28 protein-coding genes are annotated in these 24360 nt (G+C 68.3%); 12 read left to right on the top strand and 16 right to left on the bottom strand.

All coding sequences use genetic code 11. From position 1 onward, the window contains the following. The first annotated feature begins 25 nt into the window (after positions 1-25). The 4 genes from ASC95_RS24190 to ASC95_RS24175 all read left to right on the top strand — a co-directional run bounded on the left by ASC95_RS24190 (position 26) and on the right by ASC95_RS24175 (position 5306). On the top strand, positions 26-838 hold the full coding sequence (locus ASC95_RS24190; protein ID WP_057300208.1) for an alpha/beta hydrolase: 813 nt from the start codon (positions 26-28) through the stop codon (positions 836-838). Positions 839-847: 9 nt separating this feature from the next. Further along, positions 848-1105: a TfoX/Sxy family protein gene (locus ASC95_RS24185; RefSeq protein ID WP_057300207.1), complete on the top strand. Its 258-nt coding sequence runs from the start codon at positions 848-850 to the stop codon at positions 1103-1105. A gap of 202 nt (positions 1106-1307) precedes the next feature. After that, positions 1308-3104: a hypothetical protein gene (locus ASC95_RS24180; protein ID WP_235538037.1), complete on the top strand. Its 1797-nt coding sequence runs from the start codon at positions 1308-1310 to the stop codon at positions 3102-3104. A 321-nt stretch (positions 3105-3425) separates the two neighbouring features. Continuing rightward, entirely contained in the window at positions 3426-5306 is a 1881-nt protein-coding gene (locus ASC95_RS24175; RefSeq protein ID WP_057300205.1) for a hypothetical protein, read from the top strand. Positions 5307-5389: 83 nt separating this feature from the next. Here ASC95_RS24175 and ASC95_RS24170 read toward each other — a convergent pair whose 3' ends face one another. From ASC95_RS24170 to ASC95_RS24155, 4 genes are all read right to left on the bottom strand, one after another. Continuing rightward, positions 5390-6046: an energy transducer TonB gene (locus ASC95_RS24170; RefSeq protein ID WP_162250842.1), complete on the bottom strand. Its 657-nt coding sequence runs from the start codon at positions 6044-6046 to the stop codon at positions 5390-5392. 191 nt (positions 6047-6237) lie between these two features. Beyond that, a complete protein-coding gene (locus tag ASC95_RS24165; protein WP_057300203.1) occupies positions 6238-7059 on the bottom strand; it encodes a crotonase/enoyl-CoA hydratase family protein in 822 nt (273 codons plus the stop codon). Between the two features lie 17 nt (positions 7060-7076). Continuing rightward, a complete protein-coding gene (locus ASC95_RS24160) occupies positions 7077-7472 on the bottom strand; it encodes a type II toxin-antitoxin system death-on-curing family toxin (protein WP_057300202.1) in 396 nt (131 codons plus the stop codon). Continuing rightward, positions 7469-7693, bottom strand: a complete 225-nt coding sequence (locus ASC95_RS24155; RefSeq protein WP_057300201.1) for an AbrB/MazE/SpoVT family DNA-binding domain-containing protein — start codon at positions 7691-7693, stop codon at positions 7469-7471. The genes ASC95_RS24160 and ASC95_RS24155 overlap by 4 nt, the downstream gene beginning before the upstream one ends. 63 nt (positions 7694-7756) lie before the next feature. Here ASC95_RS24155 and ureE point away from each other — a divergent pair, with 63 nt between their 5' ends. The 4 genes from ureE (at position 7757) to ASC95_RS24135 (ending at position 10630) form a co-directional block, all read left to right on the top strand. After that, entirely contained in the window at positions 7757-8404 is a 648-nt protein-coding gene (gene ureE / locus ASC95_RS24150) for an urease accessory protein UreE (protein WP_057300200.1), read from the top strand. Beyond that, positions 8388-9071: an urease accessory protein UreF gene (locus tag ASC95_RS24145; RefSeq protein WP_057300497.1), complete on the top strand. Its 684-nt coding sequence runs from the start codon at positions 8388-8390 to the stop codon at positions 9069-9071. Before ureE ends, ASC95_RS24145 begins: the two co-directional genes overlap by 17 nt. Before the next feature lie 79 nt (positions 9072-9150). Next, entirely contained in the window at positions 9151-9798 is a 648-nt protein-coding gene (gene ureG / locus ASC95_RS24140; protein WP_057300199.1) for an urease accessory protein UreG, read from the top strand. Then, positions 9788-10630: an urease accessory protein UreD gene (locus ASC95_RS24135; protein ID WP_235538036.1), complete on the top strand. Its 843-nt coding sequence runs from the start codon at positions 9788-9790 to the stop codon at positions 10628-10630. Before ureG ends, ASC95_RS24135 begins: the two co-directional genes overlap by 11 nt. A gap of 8 nt (positions 10631-10638) precedes the next feature. On the opposite strand, the gene ASC95_RS24130 is transcribed toward ASC95_RS24135, so the two are convergent. From ASC95_RS24130 to ASC95_RS24115, 4 genes are all read right to left on the bottom strand, one after another. After that, on the bottom strand, positions 10639-11031 hold the full coding sequence (locus ASC95_RS24130) for a hypothetical protein (protein ID WP_235538035.1): 393 nt from the start codon (positions 11029-11031) through the stop codon (positions 10639-10641). After that, complete coding sequence (locus ASC95_RS24125; protein ID WP_200960193.1) at positions 11028-11426, bottom strand: DUF1801 domain-containing protein; 399 nt, start codon at positions 11424-11426, stop codon at positions 11028-11030. The genes ASC95_RS24130 and ASC95_RS24125 overlap by 4 nt, the downstream gene beginning before the upstream one ends. A 42-nt stretch (positions 11427-11468) precedes the next feature. Further along, a complete protein-coding gene (locus tag ASC95_RS24120) occupies positions 11469-12236 on the bottom strand; it encodes a TerC family protein (protein ID WP_057300198.1) in 768 nt (255 codons plus the stop codon). Positions 12237-12341: 105 nt separating this feature from the next. Next, positions 12342-12779, bottom strand: coding sequence for a hypothetical protein (locus ASC95_RS24115; protein ID WP_057300197.1), 438 nt, complete (start codon positions 12777-12779; stop codon positions 12342-12344). A gap of 227 nt (positions 12780-13006) precedes the next feature. Between ASC95_RS24115 and ASC95_RS24110 the strand changes: the two genes are divergently transcribed. The 3 genes from ASC95_RS24110 to ASC95_RS24100 all read left to right on the top strand — a co-directional run bounded on the left by ASC95_RS24110 (position 13007) and on the right by ASC95_RS24100 (position 17466). Continuing rightward, positions 13007-14053 carry a helix-turn-helix transcriptional regulator gene (locus tag ASC95_RS24110; protein ID WP_057300196.1) on the top strand — a complete coding sequence of 349 codons (1047 nt, stop codon included), beginning with the start codon at positions 13007-13009 and terminating at the stop codon, positions 14051-14053. Positions 14054-14171: 118 nt separating this feature from the next. Continuing rightward, entirely contained in the window at positions 14172-16322 is a 2151-nt protein-coding gene (locus tag ASC95_RS24105; protein ID WP_057300195.1) for a TonB-dependent receptor, read from the top strand. Positions 16323-16332: 10 nt separating this feature from the next. After that, positions 16333-17466 (top strand): serine hydrolase domain-containing protein, encoded by a 1134-nt coding sequence (locus ASC95_RS24100; protein WP_057300194.1) that lies wholly within the window; start codon positions 16333-16335, stop codon positions 17464-17466. Between the two features lie 52 nt (positions 17467-17518). On the opposite strand, the gene ASC95_RS24095 is transcribed toward ASC95_RS24100, so the two are convergent. From ASC95_RS24095 to ASC95_RS24075, 5 genes are all read right to left on the bottom strand, one after another. After that, positions 17519-17764, bottom strand: coding sequence for a hypothetical protein (locus tag ASC95_RS24095; RefSeq protein WP_057300193.1), 246 nt, complete (start codon positions 17762-17764; stop codon positions 17519-17521). A gap of 125 nt (positions 17765-17889) precedes the next feature. After that, a complete protein-coding gene (locus ASC95_RS24090) occupies positions 17890-18867 on the bottom strand; it encodes a GlxA family transcriptional regulator (protein WP_235538034.1) in 978 nt (325 codons plus the stop codon). After that, positions 18860-19438, bottom strand: a complete 579-nt coding sequence (locus ASC95_RS24085; protein ID WP_057300192.1) for a cysteine hydrolase family protein — start codon at positions 19436-19438, stop codon at positions 18860-18862. Before ASC95_RS24085 ends, ASC95_RS24090 begins: the two co-directional genes overlap by 8 nt. A gap of 86 nt (positions 19439-19524) precedes the next feature. Further along, positions 19525-20538 (bottom strand): 2-dehydropantoate 2-reductase, encoded by a 1014-nt coding sequence (locus ASC95_RS24080; RefSeq protein ID WP_057300191.1) that lies wholly within the window; start codon positions 20536-20538, stop codon positions 19525-19527. A gap of 346 nt (positions 20539-20884) precedes the next feature. Beyond that, complete coding sequence (locus ASC95_RS24075) at positions 20885-21424, bottom strand: DUF962 domain-containing protein (RefSeq protein ID WP_057300190.1); 540 nt, start codon at positions 21422-21424, stop codon at positions 20885-20887. 103 nt (positions 21425-21527) lie between these two features. Between ASC95_RS24075 and ASC95_RS24070 the strand changes: the two genes are divergently transcribed. Then, entirely contained in the window at positions 21528-22133 is a 606-nt protein-coding gene (locus ASC95_RS24070; RefSeq protein ID WP_157256478.1) for a YceI family protein, read from the top strand. Here the strand turns inward: ASC95_RS24070 and ASC95_RS24065 are convergent. From ASC95_RS24065 to moaA, 3 genes are read right to left on the bottom strand one after another with little or no spacing between them, the layout of a single operon-like run. Then, positions 22119-22619 carry an N-acetyltransferase gene (locus ASC95_RS24065; RefSeq protein WP_057300188.1) on the bottom strand — a complete coding sequence of 167 codons (501 nt, stop codon included), beginning with the start codon at positions 22617-22619 and terminating at the stop codon, positions 22119-22121. The genes ASC95_RS24070 and ASC95_RS24065 overlap by 15 nt on opposite strands. A 16-nt stretch (positions 22620-22635) precedes the next feature. After that, on the bottom strand, positions 22636-23196 hold the full coding sequence (gene mobA / locus ASC95_RS24060) for a molybdenum cofactor guanylyltransferase MobA (protein WP_235538033.1): 561 nt from the start codon (positions 23194-23196) through the stop codon (positions 22636-22638). Then, a complete protein-coding gene (gene moaA / locus ASC95_RS24055; protein ID WP_057300186.1) occupies positions 23189-24301 on the bottom strand; it encodes a GTP 3',8-cyclase MoaA in 1113 nt (370 codons plus the stop codon). Before moaA ends, mobA begins: the two co-directional genes overlap by 8 nt. Between the last annotated feature and the right edge of the window lie 59 nt (positions 24302-24360).

Raw genomic sequence — 24360 nt, 5'->3', positions numbered from 1 at the left:
CAGCGGGCAACTTGAGGGCCCTTCCATGTCCAGACGCCTGTGCCTGCTGCTGAGCTTTGCCTGCCTGCTGTCCGCCTGCGGCGGTGGTGGGTCGAGCAGCGACGCGCCGCCGGCCGTCACGCAGCCGCCGGTGCTGGTCACGCCCAACTATGTCTACGCCGGCACGCTGGAGCGCGACAAGTCCATCACGTCCAGGATCACCGGCATCACCTATCCGTACCACGTCTACCTGCCGGAGAACTACGCGGCCTCGGGCAAGGCTTATCCGGTGATGTATGCGACCGACGGGCAATGGAGCTTCAACGCGTTCTCGCAGCTGCTGGACAAGCGCCGCAAGGCCATGATCCTGGTGAACATCGAGCAAGGCCCGGGTGACCGCCGGGCCATCGACTACACCGTCAACGGCGCGCCGGCCTATGCCCGCTTCCTGAAGGAGGAGCTGGCGCCGCTGATCGAAGCCGGCTACCGCACGACGGGCGTGCGCAGCTTCTCGGGCACGTCCTACGGCGGGCTGCTGGGTTCCATCCTGCTGAGCACCGAAGCCGTGGGCACGCCCTTCTTCAGGAACTACCTGCTGTTCGACGGCTCCTTCTGGGCGTTGACGGCCAAGAACATCCAGGACGAACAGGCGCGCTTCGCGGCCAACCCCCGTCTGCCAGTGCACCTGATCTTGACCAGTGCGAATGCGCCGGGCAACGTGAACGACGTGATCGCCTACGAAGCGCGCTACAAGGGCCGCGCCTATGTGGACCTGCTGATCCAGCGCAAGGACTTCAACATCGCGCACAACGACGTGGGCGACCCGTCGTTCGATTGGGCGATCGATCAGATCGACTAAGGTACGGACATGTCAGGCATCGAGTCCCTGGCCAACCTCGGCCCCAAGTCCGCCGCGATGCTGGCAAGCGTCGGCGTCACGACGCTTGAAGAGCTGCGCGCGCTGGGCGCCGTCGCCACCTACGCCAGGGCCAAGCGGGCCGGGCACAACAAGGTGTCGCTGAACCTGCTTTGGGCCCTCGAGGGCGCGCTGATCGGCATGCACTGGCGGGACGTGGCGCGGGAGCATCGCACCCGGCTGCTGATGGCGCTGGAGGACTGCGAGTAGCGCCGCGCGCGCCCGTGCGGCAGTGACTGGCCGTTAGGATGAAAGCTCGGATCAGCGACCACGCACCGAGCCACACTTCCTGAAGGAATAGCCAATGCGCAAGGGACCCTGGGCAAACACACTCGCCGCCGCCTTCTGTCTGCTGTCGGCCTGCGCCGCCAGTGCCCAGCAAGCCCGCCCGGCAAACCTGGAGCGCGTGGAGGTGGCCGGCAAGAAGGGCGACCTCTCCGCGTGGGTCCGGGCCGAGAGCCAGCGCTTCGTCGTGTACTCCGACGCCAGGGAAGAAGACGTCACGCAGCTGCTGGACAACCTGGAAAAGCTCGACTATGTGCTGCGCCTGTATACGCAGCCCCTGCGCAAGGCCGAGCAGCGCGGACCCAAGCTGACGCTGTACTACCACAGCCGGGCCTCGGACCTGGGTGAAGTCGACGCCAGCATGCCGCTCAATGCCGTCGGCCTGTACAGCAGCTGCGCCTCCGGCGTCCAGGGATTCGGCGTGCATCTGGAACGCGTCCCCAGCCTTGCCGACGAGCAACTCGACCGATCACCGCTGAACAACACCCTGTCGTATGCCTTCGAGGCGTATGCGCGGCACTTCCTGTATCGCCACACGGACATCCGCATCCCCACGTCATTCATCGACGGCTTCGCGCAGTACTTCTCCGCCATGCGGTTCTCGCAAAGCCAGATGGTGGTGGGCCGGATTCCGAACGAAATCGGCGGCTACCTGCAACTGCTCAAAGACAGCCGGGTCTCCAGCCTGGAATATGGCGACGTCCTGGAGGAGAACCTCGCCAACGCCCGCAACTACGACGGGCCGGGCGGCGTGCGCCTGGAGTTCGAGGCCAAGTCCTGGCTGTTGACGCACTACATGCTGTCGTCGCCAGACCGGCGCGAGCGCCTGAACCGCTATCTCGGGCTCGTCGACCGCGGCGCCTCCCCCACGACCGCCTTCGAAACTGCCTACGGCCTGAAGGCAGCCGAGCTCAACAAGGTGATGTCGCGGTATGGCCAACAGGGCACGGATGCCCTGCGGGTGGCACTCCCATCGCTGCCCGTCCCCCAGGTGAAGTTCCGGGCGCTGCCGCGCGCGGCGGGCGAATTCGTGCTGGCGGATGCCGCCCTGAAGGCCTGCCCGAGCCGGCCGGCCGGAGAGGCCTTGCTGAAGAAGGTCGCCAGCCTGGCGGCGCAGTTCCCGAACGACGACCTGGCCCGCCTCACCCTGAGCCGGGCGCAGATCGACTGGGGCAACCCGTTGGACGCCCTGCCTGCGCTGAATGCCGTCCTGGGAGAGGAGGGCGCCAACTTCGAAGCCCGGTATCTGCTGGGCATGGCGAACCTGCGCCTGGCCGAGCGCAACGCAGGTGATGCCCAGCGCGGCTATCTGCAGGCCGCCCAGGGCCATCTGCGAAGCGCGCGCAAGCTGAACCCGCAATCGCCGGAAGCAGCCTTCGCGGCCTTCAAGGCCGAAGTGGCCGCCACGGACACCCCGGACAGCGCAGCGCTGGAGGGTGTCATCTCGGCCTGGCAGACCGCGCGCGAAGTCGACGCGCTCGCCCGCTCCGCAGCGCTGGCCTACGCCTATGCCGGCAAGGTGGACCAGGCACACCAAGCGCTCGTTCCGCTGGCGCAGAACCTGCGCGACGAGCCTGCGGCGCGATGGGCCAAGCAGTGGCAGGGTCGCCTCGAAGCGGGCGTGACCCGCGGCGACATCCTTGCGGAGATGCGCCGCAACCCAGCGCCCGACGCGCCGTTCAAGGAGTGGACCATCGACAAGAAGGAAGTGCTGCAAAGCGTGGAGTTCATCTCCGGTGCGAAAGCCTCGGCGGACTTCATCGATACCCAGGCGATTAACGCGCCGGTGATTGAGCCGCCGAATTCGAAACCAAATTCTATTAATCTAAATCTGCGGAGCGAACTAAATGCTGCCGCGCAGCGGCTGCGCATGGAAGCCCTTATGCGGCGCAAGCTCGCGCCGGACGACACGAAAAAGGAATAGGCCCGGGGCTTCAGCGGGGCGCGCGGCTGCGGCACGGCGGGTGGCAAATTAACGCGGACAGGCGCAGTCCATCCCCGGTCAGTGCCGCCCTCTCAGTGCTGCGGGAGAAGTAGCCCAGCAACCCGAACAGCCCGCCGCCTGCGCTGTGACCAGTAGGCGCAACTGCCACTTCACCTGGCCCTGCGACGCGACGACGAACTGCGGCAGGAAGGATAGAAAGAACAGTCCATCGTGGAGTTGGTGCGGCACTGACTGGCCAGTTAGGATGAAGACTCGGTTCCGCAACCATGCACCGCCACACTTCAAAAGAAAAGGATAGCCATGCGCAAAGAACCCTGGGCGAACACACTCGCTGCCGCCTTCTGTCTGCTGTCGGCCTGCGCCGCCGGCGCCCAGCAAACCCGCCCGGCAAACTTGGAGCGCGTGGAGGTGGCCGGCAAGAAGGACGACCTCTCCGCGTGGGTCCGGGCCGAAAGCCAGCGCTTCGTCGTGTACTCCGACGCCAATCAGGAAGACGTCACTCAATTGCTGGACAACCTGGAAAAGCTCGACCATGTGCTGCGCCTGTACACCCGGCCTAATCATCAAACCAAGGGCAAGGCCGAGCAGCAGGAACCGAAGCTGACGCTGTACTACCACAGCCGAGTCTCGGCCTTGCGTGAGGTCGACGCCAGCGTGCCGGCTGATGCCGTGGGCCTGTACAGCAGTTGCGCTTCCGGCGTCCAGGGGTTCGGGGTGCATCTGGAACGCGTCCCCAGCCTCGCCGACGAGCAACTCGACCGGTCACCGCTGGACGACACCCTGTCCTATGTCTTCGAGGCGTATGCGCGGCACTTCCTTTATCGCCACACGGACATCCGCATCCCGACGTCGTTCGTCGACGGCTTCGCGCAGTACTTCTCCGCCGCGCGATTCTCGGAAAAGCAGATGGTGGTGGGCCGGGTGCCGAAGGACATCGGCGGCTACCTGCGACTTGTCAGAGACAACCGGGTATCCAGCCTGGAATATGGCGACGTCCTGGAGGAGAAGCTCGCCAACGCCCACAACGATGCCGGACCGGGCGGGGCGCGACTGGAGTTCGAGGCGAAGTCGTGGCTGTTGACGCACTACATGCTGTCGTCGGACGACAGGCGCCAGCGCCTGAACCGCTATCTCGGTCTCGTCGACCGCGGCGCCTCCCCGACGACAGCCTTCGAGCGGGCCTACGGCCTGAAGGCATCCGAGATCGACCAGGTGATGTGGCGGTATAGCCTTCGGGGCACGGATGCCCTGCGTGTGGCGCTCCCATCGCTGCCCGCCAGCCGGGTGAGGTTTCATGCGCTGCCCCGTGCGGCAGGCGAATTCGTGCTGGCGGATGCCGCCTTGAAGGCGTGCCCGAGCCGGCCAGCCGGGGAGGCGCTGTTGAAGAAGGTCGCAGGGCTGGCGGCGCAGTTCCCGAACGACGACCTGGCCCGCCTCACCTTGAGCCGGGCGCAGATCGACTGGGGGAACCCGCAGGAGGCCCTGCCTGCGCTGAATGCCGTGCTGCAAGGGGAGGACGCCAATTTCGAGGCCCGGTATCTGCTGGGCATGGCGAACCTGCGCCTGGCCGAGCGCAACGAGGGCGATGCCAGGCGCGCCTATCTCCAGGCTGCTCAGGGCCACCTGCAGCGCGCCCGCGGCTTGAACCCGCAATCGCCGGAAGCTGCCTTGGCCGCCTTCAAAACCGAGGTGGCCGCCACGGATGCCCCGGACAGCGCAGCGCTGGAGGGTGTCATCTCGGCCTGGCAGACCGCACGCGAAGTCGACGCGCTCGCGCGCTCCGCTGCGCTGGCCTACGCCTATGCCGGCAATGCGGATGAGGCCCACCATACGCTCGTTTCGCTGGCGCAGAACGTGCGCGACGCGCCTTCGGCCCAATGGGCCAAGCAGTGGCAGGGCCGCCTCCAAGCAGGTGTGACCCGCGGCGACATCCTTGCGGAGATGCGTCGCAACCCAGCGCCCGACGCGCCGTTCAAGGAGTGGACCATCGACAAAAAGGATGTGTTGCAAAGCGTGGAGTTCATCTCCAACGCGGAAGCCTCGGCAGCCTTCCTCGAGACCATGGCGCTTCGTGCTGGAAAAATCGAGCAGCAGATGCAACTGATTGCTGCCGCGCAGGGGCTGCGCATGGAAGCCATGAGGCGGCGCAAGCTCGCGCCGGACAGCACGAAAAGGAATTAGCCATGGGATTCAGCGCGGCGCGAGGGACGCCGGATGGCCAACGCACGCGGGCGGGCCCGCCCGTCCTGGCCAAAGCCGCCTTCTCAGTCCTTCAGGTTCCAGGTGATGGGCGTGATGCCGCGCAGCGGCACGGGCTTGCCATTCACCGTGCCGGGCGTGCCCTTGCAGGACAGCACGAAGTTGACGGCCAGTCTGTCGAGCACCTTGTGCCTGCGTGACGGACCGCTGGACTCGGCCACCCGCGCTTCAGAGATGGCGCCGGTGATGTCCATCGTGAAGACGACCATCGTCGTGCCTTGCACGTCGATGTCGGGATAGGTCGGCGAGCCGCACTTGCTGAAGTCCAGTTGCAACGGCGTGCGCACCAGCGCACCTCCCGGCTGGCCCCGGCCTGGTTGAGGTGCCGCTTCAGTGCCCGCGCCAGGCGAAGGCTGGGGGATGGCTGTGGCAGCGACGGTCGTCTCCGGCGGCTGCGTGACTTGCACTTCCGGCGGCGGTATGAAGCGCGGCGGCGGCGGAGACAAGGTAGGCAGTGGCAGCAAGGCCATCTTCGGCGATGGCGGCGGCGGTGTTTTTGGATGGACGAGCTTGATCTCTACGGGGGCCTTCTGGGCCATCTGGACGATGTGGTGTGCCAGGCCGTTGACCAAGACCCAACCCAGCATGAGATGCAACAGCACCACGACGCCGATGCCGGTGAAGCGCCTGCCCGGGCGGTACTGCCGTTGAGCGAAATCCACGCGGTCTCCCTGGCTGAACGAATCCGGTCGGCGGCCCATCACAGCGCGCTTTTTTCGACGCACGAATTGTTGGCTGCAGGCGCCGATGCCCTCGAGACTTGAGCCACTGCTCTCCGGTGCCTGCAGCAACCACGCCGCGGCAGGCCGTGCTCAGATCCGCTTGGCGGTGCCTGCGTCCGCTGCGTTCGCGCTCAATTGCGGAAGGAGGGCGCCGCGCCCTTGCCGGCCATCATGGCCTTGGTCAGGTCCTCGCTCATCAACATCGCGGCGTTCCAGGTCGCGATGTAGTTGAGGCCGTCGGCCACCGAGTGGTCACGGGCGTAGTTCAGCTGCTCCTTGGTGCCGCGGATGGACAGGGGCGACTTGGACGCAATCGTCGCGGCGATCTCGCGCACGCCAACCCCAAGCGCCTCGCGGCTGTCGAACACGCGATTGACGAGACCGATCTCGCGTGCCTCGGCCGCCTCCACGCGCCGGCCCGTGTAGGCCAGCTCGCGCACCAGGCCCTGCGAGCCGATGAGCTTGGGCAGGCGTTGCAGCGTGCCGACATCGGCCACCATGCCGATGTCGATCTCCTTGATGGAGAAGTAGGCGTCAGCGCTGCAGTAGCGCATGTCGGCGGCGCAGATCAGGTCGATGCCGCCGCCGACGCAGGCGCCGTGGATGGCCGCGAGCACGGGCTTGCGGCAGCGCTCCAGGCTGGTGAGGGTGTCCTGCATGTCCAGGATGACGCGGCGCAAGCCCTCGCGGGTGCGGCCGTCGCAGGGGTCTTCGATCTGCGGGGCGATGCCCATCATCATGGCCAGGTCGATGCCCGCGGTGAAGTGCTTGCCTTCGCCTTCCAGCACGGCGACGCGCGCTTGTGCTTCAGCGTCCACCCAGTCGAAGGCGCGGCGGATGTCCTGCCACATCGCCGCGTTCATCGCGTTGGCCTTGTCGGGGCGGTTCAGGCGGACGGTGGCGATGTGGTCCTGGACTGAGACGGTGAGGGTTTCGAGTTGAGGGGCGGTCATGTGCAGTCTCTTGAGATTCAGGCAATAGGTTCGGTTTGCTGCCTCAGCCAGTCGGCCAGCTCCGCTTCGCTGATCTGGCTAGCGGCAACGCCCAGCATGGTGATGACGCAATCGGCATCGGTAGCCAACAATTCCAGCCCGTTGAGCCAGAGGAACAGCTCCATCGCTACGTAGGCCGTGCGCTTGTTGCCGTCGATGAAGGGGTGGTTCTTGGCCAAGCCCACGGCGTAGACGGCCGCCAGCTCGAACACGTCGGGCTGCTCGTAGGCCGCCAGGTTCTGTGGCCGTGCGACGGCCGACTCGAACAGGCCTTCGTCACGAATGCCCGCGGCGCCGCCGTGCTCCGCCAGCTGCTCGTGGTGGATGGCCCTCAGAACGTCGGCGCTCAGCCAGCGCCAGGCAGGCGAGCTCACTTGGCCAGTTCCCGCAGCACGGCGCGGCGCTTCTTCATGATGCTGCGCGCCGCGTCCATCTGCTGCTCGAATTCCGGGCTGTAGGGCGAGATCAGTACGCCGTTGACCGCATCGGAGAGGTAGAGCACATCGCCCTTTTCCACTTTCAAGCGTGCCAGCACTTCCTTGGGCAAGATCACGCCAAGCGAATTGCCGATCTGGGTTACCTTGAGCGCGCTCATCGCGATCCCTTCGAGTTATAACTTCTGTAATACTATCCGACGCCTCTGCCTTTTTACAAGCCCATGATCCACGCCTCCAAACGCATCGCCGGCGGCGCCGGCCTCGCCGCCGTGCTCGTCAAGCGCGCGCCGACCCTCGAACTCGACTGGGACACTCGCAGCAAGAGTCGTTTCGCGGCCACCGACTCCACCGGTCGCGAGATCGGGGTCGTGCTGCCGCGCGGCACCAGCCTGCGTGGCGGCGACGTGCTGGTGGCTGAGGACGGCACGCTGGTGCGCGTCATCGCCTCTGCCCAACCTGTGCTGCAGGTGCGTCACTGCCCGGAGCACGGCTCCGCATTTGATTTGCTGCGCGCCGCCTACCACCTCGGCAACCGCCATGTGCCACTAGAGCTGCAGCCCGAACTGCTGCAGTTCGAGCCCGACCCCGTGCTGGCCGACATGCTGCGCCGCCAGCATCTCATCGTGACCGAGGCGCAGGCTGCCTTCGAGCCGGAAGGTGGGGCGTATGGCGAAGGCGCCGGCCATGGTCATCATCACCATGGTCATGGCCACGACGACCACGACCACGACCGCGGTCATGCACATGAGCACACCGCTGCGGCCGCGCCGGCCCGCAAGCCGCTGGCCATCCCGGTCAAGGCGCATGACGACGGCCACGTGCACGGCCCGGGCTGCGGTCATGACCACGGCCATGACCACAAGCACTGATCCTGCGCTGCTGCATCTGCTGTGGCTGGCCTCGCCGGCCCTGCCGGTCGGCGGCTTCAGCTATTCCGAGGGCCTGGAGGCGGCGGTCGACGCCGGCGTCGTGCATGACGAGACCAGTGCCGGCGCCTGGCTGCTGAACCAGCTCGAACTCGTGCAGGCGCGCGCCGAGCTGCCCATCGCGGCGGCGGCGCATGCGGCGGCGCTGGCGCTTGATGGTGCGCGGCTGGCCGAGCTGAACGCCTGGGTGCTGCAGACCCGCGAGACCAGCGAGAGCCTGCAGCAGGCCCAGCAGATGGGCCGCAGCCTGGTCGTGTGGATGCAGGGCCTGATGCCGGATGCCGCGGTGCTGCCCTTGCTGCAAAAGCTCAAGCCTGCGCCGACCTGGCCCGTCGTCATGGGCGCTGCCGCGGCCGCCCGCGGCGCGGCGCTGGAGCCGGCGCTGCAAGCCATCGCCTTCGGCTGGGCCGAGAACCTGATGCAGGCTGCCGTGCGTTGCGTGCCCCTGGGCCAGACCTCGGGCCAGCGCCTGCTGGCACGCCTCGTGCAAGTCATCCCACAAGCCGTGGCGACCGCGTTGGCGGCATCCGAGCCCATGGCCTTCGCACCGCTGCTCGGCATCCATGGCGCCCGCCACGAAAACCAATACTCACGACTGTTCCGCTCATGACAAGAAAACGCCGGACCGCTCCAAGTTTTTTTATCCCCCTCGGGGGGCCTGACGCACAGCGGCAGGTTCGGGGGCTCACATGACTTCACCGCTGCACGCAATTCCCAACCGCACGAAGAAACTGCCGCCCTTGCGCGTCGGCGTCGGCGGCCCGGTGGGTTCGGGCAAGACCACCCTCGTCGAGATGCTGTGCAAGGCCATGCGCGAGCGCTGGGACCTTGTCGTCGTCACCAACGACATCTACACCAAGGAAGACCAGCGCCTGCTGACCGTGGCGGGTGCGCTGGCCCCCGAACGCATCATGGGCGTGGAGACTGGCGGCTGCCCGCACACCGCCATCCGTGAGGACTGCTCCATCAACCTCGAAGCGGTGGACCGCATGCTGGAGAAGTTCCCCGACGCCGACATCGTCTTCGTCGAGAGCGGTGGTGACAACCTCGCGGCCACCTTCAGCCCCGAGCTGTCCGATCTGACCATCTACGTCATCGACGTGGCCGCCGGCGAGAAGATCCCGCGCAAGGGCGGCCCCGGCATCACCAAGAGCGACCTCTTCGTCATCAACAAGACCGACCTGGCGCCGCACGTGGGTGCCGACCTCGACGTCATGCGCAGCGACACCGCACGCATGCGGCCGGTGAAGCCTTGGGTGATGACCAACCTCAAGACCCGGGACGGCTTGGCCGAAGTGGTGCGCTTCATCGAGACCAAGGGTCTGCTTGTCGGCTGACCCCATCCACTGGCCCGCGCGGCTGACGCTGAGCGCGGCACGCGATGGCGGCAACGCCACCCGCGTGCATGCCCGCCACGACGGCCCGCTGCGCCTGCTGAAGACGCTCTACCCCGAGGGCGCCGGCATTGCACACGCGGTGCTCGTGCATCCGCCCGGCGGCCTCGTCGGCGGCGACCGGCTGGACATCCACATCGACGTGCAGGCCGGCGCCCATCTGCTGGTGACGACGCCGGCGGCGACACGCTTCTATCGTTCCAACGCTGGCGAGGCGGCCCAGGTCGTGCAGGCCACCGTGGGCCAGGGCGCGCGGCTGGAATGGCTGCCGCAGGAGACGTTGGCCTATCCGGATTGCATCGCCCGCAACGAGGTGAAGCTCAGCCTCGCGCCCGGCGCCAGCCTGTTGGCGACCGAGGTGCTGGGACTGGGCCTACCCGCTGCGGCGCAACCTTTTGTGGCCGGCCGCATGCTGCAGCACCTGGAGATCACCGGCCAGTGGCTGGATCGCGGCTGGCTGGATGCGACGGACGCAGCGCTGATGGACGGCCCCTGCGGCCTGGCTGGCCACCGCGTGCTGGGCACGCTGGTCTATGCGCAGACTGGCGCGCTGGCCGATGCGGAGGCGCTGCTGGCCGACGGCCGCGCGCTATTGGCCGATGTGCCTGCTGCCGGCATCACGCATCTGCAGAGCCTGCGCGGCACCGTGCTGCTGGCGCGCATCGCCGGCGACGAGGTCGAGACGGTCACGTTGGCGCTGCGGCGGGTCAGGGCGCTGTGGCGTGAGCGGCTGTGGGCGCTGGCGAGCACCGACCCTCGTATCTGGGCCACCTGATCAGAACCTCACAGCGCCCGCCATGTGGCGATGCAATGGCGTGCCAGCGCGGTGACCCAGTCGGGCTCCTCCGGCACGAAGGCGATGCCCAAGGCCGGGCTGACCAGAAAACCGGCGCGCTCGAAGGTGTTGGCGTCCTGCGCGCGCACAAAGCCGGCTAGCGCCGCGAAGGGGATGGCGACCGTTTTCAGTTGCAGGACCGGCGCCCGCTTCGTGATTTCCTCCAGCCGGCCGTTGTCCTGGAAGCGCAGCACGCTGTGGCCGTAGTCGTACTCGTTCAAGGCCACGTCGTTGCGCGTGCAGCGGTTGGGCGGCCCGAGACGCGCGATCAGGTCCTCGACGCTCAGGCTGAAGAGCAGGTCGCCGAAGGCGGTGAACGGCTCCAGGCGCAGTGCGATCACCGGCGCGAGTCCATGTCGGTCCAGGCGGCGGCAATCAAGGCGCGCAGCGCGTTCTCGTCGATGGCTTCGCCAGGCCTGAGCTTGACGTGGCGCATGGACTTGCCCGCGCCCTGCAGCAAGCCTGCCGGATCGGGCAGCTCGGCGCCCTTGAAGAAGCCGACGTTGACGTGGGCCGTGAAGGCATTGACGTAGCCAAAGGCCACGTCGCCCGCGCAGGCGGTAGGGTGGCCGTCGTGCAGCAGTTCGCGCACGTCGTCGTCGCAGCTGCGCATGACGTCGAACCAGTGGCGGGCGAGGTCGCCCAGCTCGCCGGGGTGCGCGTCCATCCAGGCCACAACGCCGGCGTCGTGCCGCGTAGCGGCGGGAAAGCGGAACAGCCCGTCGGTCTTCATCATCGGTGGCCTCGGTCGACGACCCGATGATTGTGCGGGCCGCCGTCAGTCGCCGCTGCTCCCTGGGATCTGCTGGCGCAGCTTGACCTTGCTGACGGACTTGCGGCGCATCTTGATGTTCATCATCTCGACGCCGAGCGAGAACGCCATGGCGAAGTAGATGTAGCCCTTGGGCACGTGGTGGCCGAAGCCCTCGGCGACCAGCACCACGCCGACGACGACCAGGAAGCTCAGGGCCAGCATCTTGATGGTCGGATGGTTGGAGACGAAGCGGCCGATGGGGCCGGCGAACAGCATCATCAGGCCGACCGAGGCGATGACGGCGCCGATCATGATGCGCACGTCGTCCACCATGCCGACGGCGGTGATGATGGAGTCCAGCGAGAACACCAGGTCGATGACCATGATCTGCAGGATGACGGCGCCAAAGGCCGCCTTGGTCTTGCCGCCGGCGCTGGTGCCTTCGTCCTCGCCTTCCAGCGACCCGTGGATTTCACCGGTGCTTTTCCAGATCAGGAAGAGGCCACCACCGATGAGGATGAGGTCACGCCCCGAGATGCCGCGCTCGATGCCGGGCAGGTTGAACAGCGGCTCCACCATGCCGACGATCCAGGCCAGCACCATCAGCAGGCCGATGCGCATGAACATCGCGGCGAACAGGCCGGCACGCCGCGCGGTCTCCTGCTGCGCCTTGGGCAGCTTGTCCACCAGGATGCTGATGAAGATGATGTTGTCGATGCCCAGCACCAGCTCCAGCGCGGTCAGCGTGGCGAGGGCGATCCAGGTCTGCGGGTCGGTCAGCAGTTCGAGCATGGCAGGCGTCCGTGGTGAGCCGGGCATTGTCTCCAGCGCCCCGCTGCCCACGGACAGTCTCAGCCTGAACGAAGCTTCGGTTTTGCTTTGGGTATGGACTGTCGCCTATTTCAGGATCAGCTCCTGCAACTGCATGTTGCCCACCAGCTTGCGCATGGCGCCGCGCTCGCCGGAGGCGACGTCCTGCTTGCGCACATCGGCCGCCAGCATGGCCTCGATCTTCTTCTGGAAGGCCAGCTGCTGGGCGGCGTTCTGGTAGTCCTTGAGCTCGACGGCCAGCACCAGGTCGGGCTCGCCGTGGCGCTGGGCGTTCACGGCCAGCACGTGGTACGAGACGATGATGCCCTCCTTCTTGCCCAGCTCCTGCACCTTCTTCCAGTTGGCGCCGAGGTAGTCCATGTACTTCTCGAAATGACCCGGCTCGATCTGGATGTTGGAGAAGAACCAGACCGAGCCGGGCGTGTAGCTGGAGTCGTCGGCCAGGGCCGGCAGGGACAGGGAAAGGGCCGCCGCCGCGGCGCACAGGGTGGCTTTGAAGTTCATGGCTTGCTCCTTGGGTTGATGCCCGTCAACGTCGGGCTGCGGGCGGCGGCAGTGTGTGAAAGGCGGCTGTCCTTGAGGATGGTGATGCGACCGGGGCGGCAAATCCGGCATCGAGTTCGGCGCGGCCGCGACAGGTTGCGGCGACAGCCTGGGGACGGCTTGAACTAGGGGATGTGCTTCGTCACGCCTGTCCCCGGAGTGACTGTCGCGTCCGGGCATGTGCCCCGATGGCGGCTGCCGCTGAATTGGCCTACAACCCGGTCATGCTGCCCACCGCCGCCTTCAGCGCCGAACGGCCCCTGCAGGGGGCGGAGGTCGAGGCCGCGCTAGGCAATTCCCGCCTCGTCTCGGTCTGCGAGACGACCGATCCCGACGAAGCGCGGGCCGTGCTGAGCGGCGTCTACGGCCCGCATGTGCTGCGCGTGCAGGACGAATCCACCCTTGCGCTGAAGCTGCGCGGCGCCGAGTTCGCCCGCCTGCACCTGGGCGAGCTGCGCTACGGCACGTCCGCACGCATGGCCATGCCGCGCGCCCATGGCCACTGGGTGTTCTCCTACCTGCGCCAGGGCGAGGTCTGGCGCAGCGGCGACGGCGAGCGCTATGGCGCCGGTGACGCCGGCGTCATCGCGCCGGACGAGGTGCACGGGCTGGAGATGTCGGGCGACATGCAGCTGCTGAACCTGCGCGTCGACGACGCCGACATGGGCAGCGCCTGCCGCAGCCTGCTCGGCTCGGACCTGGCCCACCCGCTGCGCTTTGCCGACCATTGCGGTGCCGGCGGCGCGCCGGTGGCGGCCCTGCTGCGCGTGCTCGGCCACCTGGCCGCCACGCCGGCCTATCCGCATGCGGCGGCCCCGCAGCTGGAGGGCAGCCTGCGCGATGCGGCCCTGTTCGAGCTGCTGCTGGCCTGGCCCAACAGCTACACGCGCGGGCTGGACGCGCCGGCCGCGCTGCCGCTGTCCACGCGGCGCGCGCGCGACTACATCCACGCCCACGCGGCCGATGTGCCCTCGGTCGCCGACATCGCCAGCGCCGCCGGCGTCGGCGTGCGGGCGCTGGGGCGCGGTTTCGAGCGCCACTTCGGCGTGTCACCGCAGCGCTACCTGCAGCAGTACCGGCTGGACCGCGTGCGCGAGGCGCTGCGTTCGGCGCCGCCCGGCGTCACGGTGACGGCCATCGCTGCGGAATGGGGCTTCTGGCAGCTCGGCAGCTTTGCGGCGCGCTACCGCGAGCGCTTCGGTGAATCGCCCAGCCAGACCCTGAACAGGCACTGAAAGTCCGCAGGAGTTCCGATTCGGCACCACGCGCTGCCGATTCGCCATAGCCGGCCGAAGCCGGGCTCGCGACCATGCCCCGACGCCGCCACACAGACGCGGCGACCGGAGACAGAGCATGAGATTCAGCCCCCTCGCGCTGGCCGCGGCGTCCACGCTGGCCGCAGCGCAGTCCGACAACGTGCAGATCGAGCGCGTCGTCATCACGGCCGAACGCCGCGTGACGGTGCTGGACACCACGCCCGCCGCCATCACCGCGTTGAACGGCGCCCGCCTGGCCGAGCGCGGCGACACCGGCCTGGCGGACCTCGTGATGCTCAGCCCCAACACCGCATTCACGAACGGGCAGGGCGCCACCCAGCTGTTCGTGCGCGGCATCGGCAATGTCTTCATCCTGGCCGGCGGCGACCCCGGCGTGGCCCTGTACGCCGACGGCGCCTATGTGTCCGACCAGACCAGTTCCAACGCCGCCTTGTTCGACACCCAGCGCGTCGAGATCCTGCGCGGGCCGCAGGGCGCGCTCTACGGCCGCAATGCCACTGGCGGTGCGGTCAACATCATCTCGGCACTGCCGACCTCCGCCTTGCAGGCACGCGTCGGCCTCCTGCTGGGCAACGATGGCCGGCGTGAGAGCGAAGGCTTCGTCTCCGGGCCTTTGAGCGACGGACTGGATGGCCGGCTGTCCTACCAGGTCAGGGAGGGCGACGGCCATACCCGCAACCCGCTGGCCGAGGGGCCGCGGCGCCTGGACGACCTGTCCAGCCGCGCCTTCCGGGCACAACTTCAATCTGGCCTGGGCGGCAACGGCAGCCTGCGCTTCGTGGCCGGTCACTACCGCGAGCGCGATGCCGGCATGAGTGTGCCTGTGCTGCCCGACCCGGTGTCCATCCCGGTGCTGCTCTACGGCGTCACGCAGAGCAGCGACCCGCGGGTCGTCAAGAGCCAGGGTTCGAGCAACCGCGTGGAGGTCAGCACGGCGCAGGCGCTGCTGGAGATGCCGCTCGGGAGCCAAACGCTCAGCGCCTCCGTGAGCTGGCGGCGCAGCCAGGTCGATCGCCTGTGGGACAGCGACACCACCGAGGCCGCCGTCACCACCTCGGGCTTCCAGACCGGCAGCACCGACAAGAGCCTGGACGTCCACCTTGCCTCCGACGAGGCCAGCCCGCTGCAGTGGCTGGTGGGCGTCACGGCCCTGCAGTTCGACCAGCGCCAGGACGTCGCCATCCTGACCCAGGTGCCGCTGGGCTTTCTCGTGCCGGGCGCTCCCGTGAGCGTGCCTTTCCCCGGCGGTGTCGGCTTCCTGCTGGGCGGCAGGGTGCACACGCGCTCCACGGCGGCCTACGCCGACCTGCGCTACACGCTGAACCCGCAGTGGTCGCTGCTGGCCGGCCTGCGCGTCAACCATGACAGCAAGCGCGTCGACGAGTACCAGAACATCGCCGCCTTCGGCCTCACAGGCACCGGCCACCCCGGGGAAGGCTGGACGAGCATGCCGGGCAGCGTCGGCGTCGAATGCAAGCCGGCCGCCGGCATGCTGGCCTATGCGCGCTGGGCCCATGGCTTCAAGTCGGGCGCCGTCAACCTGGGCGCCTTGCAGCCCGATCTCGTCAAGCCGGAGAAGGTGACGAGCATCGAGCTCGGCTTCAAGACCGAGTTCCTGCAACGCCGCGGCGTGCTCAGCGCGGCCGTCTTCAGCAGCCGCTACAAGGACATGCAGGTGTCCCAGGTCGGCAAGGCGACGACGCTGCTGGCCAACGCCTCGGCGGCGCGCATCGATGGCGTGGAGATCGAAGCGGCGGTCAAGCCCGTCGCGCCGCTGACGCTGTCCACCGGCCTCGGCCTGATGGACCCCAGGTACACGGATTTCACCAACGTCGACCTGCGCAACGCGCCCACCACGCCGGTCAATGTGCGCGGCCGGCAGCTGGCCCAGGCGTCCAGGCAGCAGCTCACCTTCGGCGCTGAATGGGCCGCAAGCGTTGGCGATATGCGCACCACGCTGCGCGCCGACTACAGCTGGCGCGGCCGCTTTTACTTCACTGAATTCAACACGCCTGACGCGATGCAGGGCGCCTACGGCATGCTCCACCTGACCGCCACGCTGCGGCCGGCTGCGGGGCACTGGAAGCTGTGGGCGAATGTGCGCAACGTGGCCGACACGACGGCCATCACCAGCATGAGCATCGCCTCGCCCGTGCTGGGCGCCGCGCGCCAGGTCACGTACACGCCGCCGCGACAGTTTGCCCTCGGCGCCAGCGTCGACTTCTGAGGAGAACGCCATGAAGCATCTGCTGGGACACCACCAGGCCCGCTGGGAGCCGCTCGCCCACACCTTCGACGCGCTGTTCGATCGTGGCGACGACCTGGGCGCCTCGCTGGCGCTGACCGTCGAGGGCGAGCTCGTGCTCGACCACTGGGGCGGCTGGTGCGACGAGGCCCACCAACGACCCTGGGACCGCAACACGCTGACCCATGTCTGGTCGACCACCAAGACCATGACGTCCCTCTGTGCCCTGCTGCTGGCCGACCGCGGCGAGCTGGACCTGGACGCACCGGTGGCCGCCTACTGGCCCGAGTTCGCCGCCAACGGCAAGAGCGGCATCCTGGTGCGGGACGTGCTGGGCCACACCTCGGGTGTCAGCGGCTGGGAGCAGCCCATGGGCATGGGCGACCTGTGCGACTGGGAGCGCAGCACGGCGCTGCTGGCGGGGCAGTCGCCGTGGTGGACGCCGGGCAGTGCGTCGGGCTATCACGCGCTGAACTACGGCCACCTGGTCGGCGAGCTGATCCGCCGCATTACGGGGCAGAAGACGGGCGCCTTCCTGGCGAGCGAGCTGGCTGGGCCACTGGGCGCGGACTTCCACATCGGCCTGCCGCCCGAGCACGATGCGCGCGTGGCCCGCGTCGTGCCACCGACGCCCGCGCGGGTCGATTTCTCGGCCATCCCGCCCGGCAGCCCCATGCTGCGCACGCTGGGCAACCCCGCACCCGACGCGGCCTACAGCCATCGCGAGGATTGGTGCCGGGCCGACATCGGGGCCGCCAACGGCCATGGCAATGCGCGCTCGGTGGCCCAGTTGCAGTCCATCGTCGCCTGCGAGGGCACGCTCGGTGGCCGCCGCTGGCTCAAGCCCGCGACGGTGGACCGCATCTTCGACGTGCAGGCACGCGGCATCGACCTCGTGCTCGGCGTACCGCTGTGCATGGGCATCGGCTACGGCCTGCCCGAGCCGGCCACGCTGCCCTTCATCCCCGAGCAGCGCATCTGCTTCTGGGGCGGCTGGGGCGGGTCGCTGGTGCTCGTCGATGTCCAGAGGCGGCTCTGCCTTGCCTACATGATGAACCGCATGGCGCCGGGGGTGGTTGGCGGGCCGAATGCGGCCCTGCTGGTGCAGGCGCTTTACGGCTGCTAGAAAAAGAAAAACCCGCCAGCGGCGGGTGGGTGACTGACGGCAGCGTGGAGGCTCAGACGATCCAGACCGGCGTCTGGGCGGCGGCAATCGTCGTGACGTCGCGGCGGCCTTCGATGATGACGCGCGGCAGTTGGGCGACGACCGCCGTCTGCGCACGCTTGCCGACGATGACCACGCGCTCCAGCTTGACGATCTCGGTGGCCGGAGCCGCCGTGCGGTTGGCCAGGCCCACGCCCGCAGCAGCTGCGGCGGCGACGGAAGCGATGGCAACGATGAAGGTCTTGGCGGCGGTGTTCATGCTGGGCTCCTGTGGGTTGGCTGGGTCAGTGATTGCAGTTTCGTCACTGACCTCGGGCAGCGCGACGTCCGGGCGACGGATCGCCGCCGCGGGCGGATGAACTGCAATCCGGCGGGACGAACGCGTCAGCGCCTCGCGCTGGACGGCGTGCCGGGCCAGCCCACCGCAGCCCAGGCGCGTCTCAACTGCAGCTCGGAGTTGAAACCCGCCGCTTCGCTGGCGGCGGCCACGCTGGCGCCCGTCTCGAGCGAACGTTTCGCCACCGCCAGGCGCACGCCGCGCAGATAGGCCTGCGGGCTGGTGCCGGCATGCTGGGCGAACAGGCGGCTCAGAGTGCGCGGCGTCGTCGCGGCGAGATCGGCCATGCGCTCCAACGGCCAGTCTTCGGCCGGGGCGACGCTCAGCGCATCCTGCACGCGATGCAGGCGCGCGTTCAGGTGCTGGCGGTGCGCCAGCAGCGGCGACAGCTCGGGGTCGGCCGGGCCACGGCGCAGCGCCACGGCCATCTGCTCGGCTACGCGGGCCGCCACCAGCTCACCGGCATGCGCGGCGATCAGGTGCAGAGCCAGATCGATGCCGGCCGTCACGCCGGCGCTGGTGAAGACGTTGCCGTCCTGCACGAACGCGCGGTCCTGCAGCACCGTGCAGCTGGGCGCGAGGCGGGCCAGGTCGTCCAGGTGCTGGTGATGGGTGGTCGCGCGGCGGCCGTCGAGCAGGCCGGCCTGCGCCGCCAGCAGGGCGCCGGAGCAGACGGTGACCAGGCGCAGGCCGGGTCGCCCAGGTGCCAGGCGAGACAGCCAGGCGATGAGTTCGCGCCGCGAGGCTTGCGACTTTGCCTCTGCGGCCGAGGTGCGGCCCACCAGCACGATCCAGCTGTCTTTGGGCAGGCGGTCCGGCAGCGGTTCGAGGGCCTGCAGCTGGATGCCGACCGAACCCGTGGATTCGCTGTGCGTGCCGGCGAAGCGCAGCACAAAGGGAGCGACATCCAACTGCAGCGCGGCGATCTCCAGGCTGGCCAGGCGCAGCGCCTCGGCCGGGCCGGCCCAGTCGAGGACGAGGCTGTCGTCCTGCAGGACGAAGACAACCTGTAGGGGTTCAGGCAATGGCGGCTTCCTCTTGAGTGACAGCCAGCAGTGCGCCTTCCGCGTCCATGATCCGGGCAAAGCGGCCATCCAGCACGGCGGCCGTGCGGGCGCGGAGCTGGGCGGGGGTCAGGGGCGAGCCGTCGGGGTGTTGCATGGTGAACGTGAGTGTCGCCTCGGGCACGTAGATGACGTCCCAGCCGAGGTCCGACGCATGCCGGGTCGTCGTCTCGCAGCACTGCTCGGTGCGGATGCCGCTGATGACGAGCTGGCGGATGCCGCGCTGCGTCAGCCACACGTCCAGACCGCTGCCGACCAGGGCGCTGTGGCGGGTCTTGTGCACGGTCAGGTCGGCCTTGAAGTCGCGCAGGCCTTCAAGCGGGCGGACATGGCCGCTCTCCAGGCTGAAGGGGTCAGCACCGGTGGCATCGGGCTGCACGTGGAAGACCCGCACGATGGGCAGGCCAGCAGCCTCGAAGCCCTCGATGAGGCGGTTCTGCGCGGCCAGATAGGCCGGAAGGCCGTCGGTCTCGAATGTGGGGCGCTGGGTGAAGGAGTGCTGGACGTCGATGACGATGAGGGCGGTAGTCATGGGGGCCTCGTTGCGTTGTTTGAGGCCTCCAGTGTTCCGCCGTCATGCATCCGCCGCCACGCGCTGGCAGACGGAGATGGATCAATTCAGGACAAACTGATGGCTTGCAGCAGCTCGACGGGCGTGTAGGGCCGGCGGCGCTTGGGCCAGGACTCGACGAGGTTCAGCATGCGCGCATTCAGCGGTGCGCTGCGTCCCTGGCTGCGGGCCAGGCGGACGATCTCGCCGCACAGCGCGTCGATCTCGGTCATGCGGCCCTGCGTCAGGTCGTCGGCCATACTGGAGCGGGCCTTGGCATCGATGCGCAACATGCGCGCGGCGGCCAGGCGGAAGACGAATGTCGGCATGCGCAGCAGTGTGATCAGCCGGCGCGGCGGCAGTGGCGTGAGCTGGGCGACCGGGCGTTGCGCCGCATTCAGCAGGTCGAGGGCTTCCTCCTGCAGGGCCGCCAACACGCGGCGGTAGCCGCGCTCAAGCAACTCGTCGCGCAACGGCCGGCCGGACAGTGCATTGACCGGGTTGTTCAGATTCAGCAGCAGCTTGCCCCATTGCACCGGCGCCAAGTCCGCATACAGCTCCAGCCCCATGCCCATGCGGGCCAGGGCCGTCCGCCAGGCGGCAAGAGCCAGATCCTCGGCTGAGCCCTCGGCCGCGAGCGACCCACCGGTGCCACGGTGGTAGCGGCCGGGGCCGATCTCGGCGATGTTGTAGGGCACCATGCCCGCGTGCCAGTGCAGCTGCGGCGCGGCCGCGCGGGCGGCGTCGGCATTGGCGATGCCGTTCTGCAGGCTGACGACGGGCGTGCCCAGCGGCAGCGTCAGCCCCAGCGCCGTGGCGGCTTCGGCGGTGGCGCCGGACTTCACGCACAGCAGCACCAGGTCGGGCTTCAGGCCGGCGGGCAGCTCTTCATGCAGGCGCAGGTCCAGTGCGGGGATGTGGCGGTCCAGCCCGTCCTGATCGGTCAGCCGCAAGCCGTGCTTGCGCAGGTTGGCCAGCACCCGCGGGCGGCCGACGAAATGGACCGGCACGCCGGCCAACTGGGTCAGGCCGCCGACAAAGCAGCCGACGGAGCCGGCGCCCATGACAAGAATGCCGGTCATTGTTGGCGCTCAGCCGCGGCCGAAGGCAGTCGGCTGGAACGGTTTAGATTGCCGAGCCAGAGTGCCGAGCATGATGAAGCGCAAAGACGCGAAGCATGAGCCATAGCGAGATGGGTACTGCCACCCAAACAAGCAACTGACACCAGAATAGGCCTAGACCAAGCCACGGAAGAAGGTTCACCTCCCCCGCAAAGCATGGAGCCAAGCTTTTAAGGCTGCCCGAGCAGCCGAAGTGCACGTAGGCCCAAGCCGCAAGCTGCCAGCCTCCGAAGGTGACTGCGGCAGGAAGCGCAGCGAAGGCATAGCGGAGGTACACGGTCACAAACGACGTGACGGTAATGCGACGTTAAACGGGGTGAGCCAGGTCGCGCAGATGCGTGGGCCCCACGCGGCGTTCGATCTCGGCCAGCAGCGCGCGGCCCCAGCCGAGCATGAACATACCCTCGCCCACGACGAACATCGGGCCGACGAGCAGGCCGACGAGGTCGTCGACAAAGGCGGGCTTCTTGCCCTCGTAGTAGTGGCCGATGAACTGGAACACCCAGCCGACGACGAAGCTGCCGATGCCGATGACGAGCCAGCTCGTCATCGAACCCTGGGCGGCGATCATGGCCAGCGCCGTCAGCATGCCGTTGACGACCGTGGTGGCCAAGCCGAGCGCCAGGTTGCCGCGCGTCAGGTACCAGAGCGCCGACAACGCCCACAGCACGATGGCCGCATTCATCGGCGTATCGCCGATGGAGAACTCGGCGCGCGCGAGCAAGGCACTGATGGCGAAGACGATGAGGGGAATGCCGACGAAATGGGTCGCGATGTTGCGGCGGTCGCGGTGGTAGGCGGCGTATTGCGCCATCAGATCGAGGGCGGGGCGGAACAGGCTGGCCATGGGCAGGCTCCGTTGAGGAGGATGGTGGCTATGCTAGTCCAGCCCGGCGCAGCATCGTTGTGCGCCGGCTTACAAAATCCCTCGGAGAACCCCTGAGTTGAGTGTGCAAACGACACCGAAGCGCCGGCTGTTGCTGATGGTGACGTTGGCCACGCTGGCCGGTTGCGCCAGCCCGCCCCCCGCCCGCATGCCGGCGGCGGCCGCCGGAAACGAGCTGCGCATCCTCGTCTTTCGCGGCGGCACGGCGGCGCGCCTGGGCCACAACCACGTGCTGCGCGCCGGTGACTTGCGGGTGGGCTGGCCGGCGGCCGGGCCGGTGCTGAGCTTTCGGCTGGACGCGCTGGACATTGATCCCCAGGGCCTGCGTGACCAACTGGGGCCGGCGTTTGCCAGCGCTGTGGACGCCGAGGCGCGAGCCGGCACACGGGCCAATCTGCTCAAGGCACTCGAGGCGGCCGTCCATCCCGAGGTCGTCGTTCGCACGCTGCAGCTGCTCGGGGAAGGCGATCGGCGCGCCGTCGAGGCCGAGATCACGCTGCATGGCGTCACGCGTCGGCATTGGTTCGTCGTCGAGCTTGCAGCCAAGCGTGCTCGCGGCGAGGTGGTCATCCCGCAGAGCGAGTTCGGTATCCAGCCCTTCACGGTGCTGGGCGGGCTGCTGGCGGTGCAGGACGCGCTGGTGGTGCAGTTCGATCTAATCGAGCCTTAGCCGCATCAGATCCTTGGTGAGGCTGCGGCCATCGGGCAGCCGTATGGCGTCTGGCAGGCTGCCATAGCGCGTGAAGCCCTGGCTCTCGTACAGGCCGATGGCGTTGCGGTTCGTGGCCGTGACGCTCAGCGTGACCTGCGCCAGGCCGGGCGTGGCCCTGAGCCTGCCGATGGTGGCGACGAGCAGGGCCCGTCCGATGCCGCGGCCGCGATGGGTGTCGGACACCATCATGCCGATCAGGTGGGCGATGTGATTGACTTTCACGCGCGGTTCGCGCTCGCAGGTCAGCGCGCCGACGAGGCGGGCGTCATCCAGCGCCACCAGCGTGAACAGCGTGCCGCCATTGCTGCCGCCGGCCAGGCGGTTGCGGTAGCTGGACAGGTCGCGCTGGCCTTCGGTCTCGGCGTCTGACGTGAAGGCGTCTGGGTGGCCGGCCAGCATCGCGTCGCGCAGCGCCTTGTAGGCGAGCAGGTCGGGTTCGGCCATGGGGCGAATCACAAGTTCAGCCATGCAGGTCGGTGAGGTGGTTGAGGTTGGCAAAGGCAGTCTCGTCGTCAAAGCGGGCGACGCCATGCGGCTGCGAGCGCATCCAGCCCAGCACGGCGCGGCCGCCAGCCTGCAGATGGGTGGCCAGCGGCTCGCGCAGGCGGGCGTGCAGCAGCGCATGCGTCGGGTGTTCGCGCGCGGCCTGGGCAAACGCGAGGCCGCAGGGCAGGGCGGCTGCCAGCAGGCGTTCGGCCAGGTCGAGTGGCAGGTGCGGGCAGTCGCAGGGCGCGGTCAGCAGCCAGGCGTCGTCGGGAATGGCATTGAGGCCCGCAAGCATGCCGGCCAGCGGGCCGGCGAACTCGAGGCCGTGCGGGTCGTTGACGACCGGGTGACCGAGGGCGGCGTAGGCGTCGAGATTGCGATTAGCGCTGATCAGCACGCGGCGCGCCTGTGGTGCCAGGCGTCCGATGACGTGGCTGACGAGCGGACGACCGTCCAGCAACTGCAACCCTTTGTCCGCGCCACCCATCCGTGTGCCGCGGCCACCGGCCAGGATGACGGCGTGAAGCTCATCCACCGATGTAATGCATCTCGACGCGACGTTCGCCATCTGGCGTCGGATCGCCCTGGCTGCGCAACTGCGAATAGCGGTCCGCACGGCCGCTCCAGACACCAGCGACGGCGCTGGCGAGTTGCCCATCGGTGACCGGAGCTTCGCCGCGCAGCAAACCGCGCAGGTCATGCCCGCGGTGTGCGAACAGGCAGGTGTAGAGCCGGCCTTCGGTCGACAACCGGGCGCGGTTGCAGTCGCCGCAGAAGGCCCGGGTCACGCTGGAGATGAAGCCAATCTCACCGGCGCCGTCGGCATAGGCCCAGCGCTCGGCGGTCTCGCCCGGCGCGCTGTGCGACAGCGGTGTGATGGGGAACTCGGCGGCGATGCGCCGCTGCACTTCGCTACTGGGCAGCACCTGGTCCATGCGCCAGCCGTTGGTGGCGCCGACGTCCATGTATTCAATGAAGCGCAGCACGATGCCGGTGTGCCTGAAGTGGCGCGCCATCGCCAGGATCTGGTCGTCATTGACGCCGTGTTGCACGACCATGTTGACCTTGATCGGCCCTAGGCCCACGGCCTGCGCCGCGTGGATGCCGGCAAGCACGTCCGCCACGGGAAAGCCGACGTCGTTCATGCGCTGGAAGACGGCGTCGTCCAGCCCGTCCAGGCTGACGGTCAGGCGCTTGAGCCCGGCGGCTCGCAAACCGGCGGCCTTCTTCACCAGCGTGGAGCCGTTGGTGGTCAGCGTCAGGTCCAGCTCGCGGCCATCGGGCGTGCGCAGCTGGGCCAGCATCCCGATCAGGGTTTCCAGGTGGCGGCGCAGCGTCGGTTCGCCGCCGGTGATGCGCAGTTTTTCGACGCCCAGGCCAACGAAGACCCGGGCCAGCCGCTCGATCTCCTCAAAACTGAGGAGATCGGCATGGGGCAGGAATTCATGGTGTTTGTCAAAAACCTGCTTGGGCATGCAGTAGCCGCAGCGGAAATTGCAGCGGTCCGTGACCGAGATGCGCAGGTCACGCAGCGGCCGGCCTAGCACGTCGGCCAGTGGGAGACCGGTCTGGCTGGCCAAGGCCGGCGGCGCGACGCGTAGCGGGCGGGCGTCGTGCAGGGGAATCACGCGGGCGGTCATGCCGGGATTGTGTCAGCGGGCGAATCTCCTGGCACTTGCGGTGCTTGCCCGGGCGCGTT

The organism is Pelomonas sp. Root1217 (genome assembly GCF_001425705.1).
In the GTDB taxonomy this organism is placed as follows: Bacteria; Pseudomonadota; Gammaproteobacteria; order Burkholderiales; family Burkholderiaceae_C; genus Pelomonas.
This window is presented reverse-complemented; position numbering and strand designations above follow the sequence as displayed.

Excerpts from the sequence above, each read along its gene's own strand:
- ASC95_RS24190 (WP_057300208.1), top strand. The coding sequence starts at position 26 with ATGTCCAGACGCCTGTGCCTGCTGCTGAGCTTTGCCTGCCTGCTGTCC.
- ASC95_RS24065 (WP_057300188.1), bottom strand. The coding sequence starts at position 22,619 with ATGGCCGAACCCGACCTGCTCGCCTACAAGGCGCTGCGCGACGCGATG.
- ASC95_RS24115 (WP_057300197.1), bottom strand. The coding sequence starts at position 12,779 with ATGAACTTCAAAGCCACCCTGTGCGCCGCGGCGGCGGCCCTTTCCCTG.
- ASC95_RS24105 (WP_057300195.1), top strand. The coding sequence starts at position 14,172 with ATGAGATTCAGCCCCCTCGCGCTGGCCGCGGCGTCCACGCTGGCCGCA.
- ASC95_RS24165 (WP_057300203.1), bottom strand. The coding sequence starts at position 7,059 with ATGACCGCCCCTCAACTCGAAACCCTCACCGTCTCAGTCCAGGACCAC.
- ASC95_RS24155 (WP_057300201.1), bottom strand. The coding sequence starts at position 7,693 with ATGAGCGCGCTCAAGGTAACCCAGATCGGCAATTCGCTTGGCGTGATC.
- ASC95_RS24100 (WP_057300194.1), top strand. The coding sequence starts at position 16,333 with ATGAAGCATCTGCTGGGACACCACCAGGCCCGCTGGGAGCCGCTCGCC.
- moaA (WP_057300186.1), bottom strand. The coding sequence starts at position 24,301 with ATGACCGCCCGCGTGATTCCCCTGCACGACGCCCGCCCGCTACGCGTC.
- ASC95_RS24085 (WP_057300192.1), bottom strand. The coding sequence starts at position 19,438 with ATGACTACCGCCCTCATCGTCATCGACGTCCAGCACTCCTTCACCCAG.
- ASC95_RS24110 (WP_057300196.1), top strand. The coding sequence starts at position 13,007 with ATGGCGGCTGCCGCTGAATTGGCCTACAACCCGGTCATGCTGCCCACC.
- ASC95_RS24095 (WP_057300193.1), bottom strand. The coding sequence starts at position 17,764 with ATGAACACCGCCGCCAAGACCTTCATCGTTGCCATCGCTTCCGTCGCC.
- ureG (WP_057300199.1), top strand. The coding sequence starts at position 9,151 with ATGACTTCACCGCTGCACGCAATTCCCAACCGCACGAAGAAACTGCCG.
- ASC95_RS24185 (WP_057300207.1), top strand. The coding sequence starts at position 848 with ATGTCAGGCATCGAGTCCCTGGCCAACCTCGGCCCCAAGTCCGCCGCG.
- ASC95_RS24125 (WP_200960193.1), bottom strand. The coding sequence starts at position 11,426 with ATGATGAAGACCGACGGGCTGTTCCGCTTTCCCGCCGCTACGCGGCAC.
- ASC95_RS24175 (WP_057300205.1), top strand. The coding sequence starts at position 3,426 with ATGCGCAAAGAACCCTGGGCGAACACACTCGCTGCCGCCTTCTGTCTG.
- ASC95_RS24120 (WP_057300198.1), bottom strand. The coding sequence starts at position 12,236 with ATGCTCGAACTGCTGACCGACCCGCAGACCTGGATCGCCCTCGCCACG.
- ASC95_RS24075 (WP_057300190.1), bottom strand. The coding sequence starts at position 21,424 with ATGGCCAGCCTGTTCCGCCCCGCCCTCGATCTGATGGCGCAATACGCC.
- ureE (WP_057300200.1), top strand. The coding sequence starts at position 7,757 with ATGATCCACGCCTCCAAACGCATCGCCGGCGGCGCCGGCCTCGCCGCC.
- ASC95_RS24145 (WP_057300497.1), top strand. The coding sequence starts at position 8,388 with ATGACCACAAGCACTGATCCTGCGCTGCTGCATCTGCTGTGGCTGGCC.
- ASC95_RS24080 (WP_057300191.1), bottom strand. The coding sequence starts at position 20,538 with ATGACCGGCATTCTTGTCATGGGCGCCGGCTCCGTCGGCTGCTTTGTC.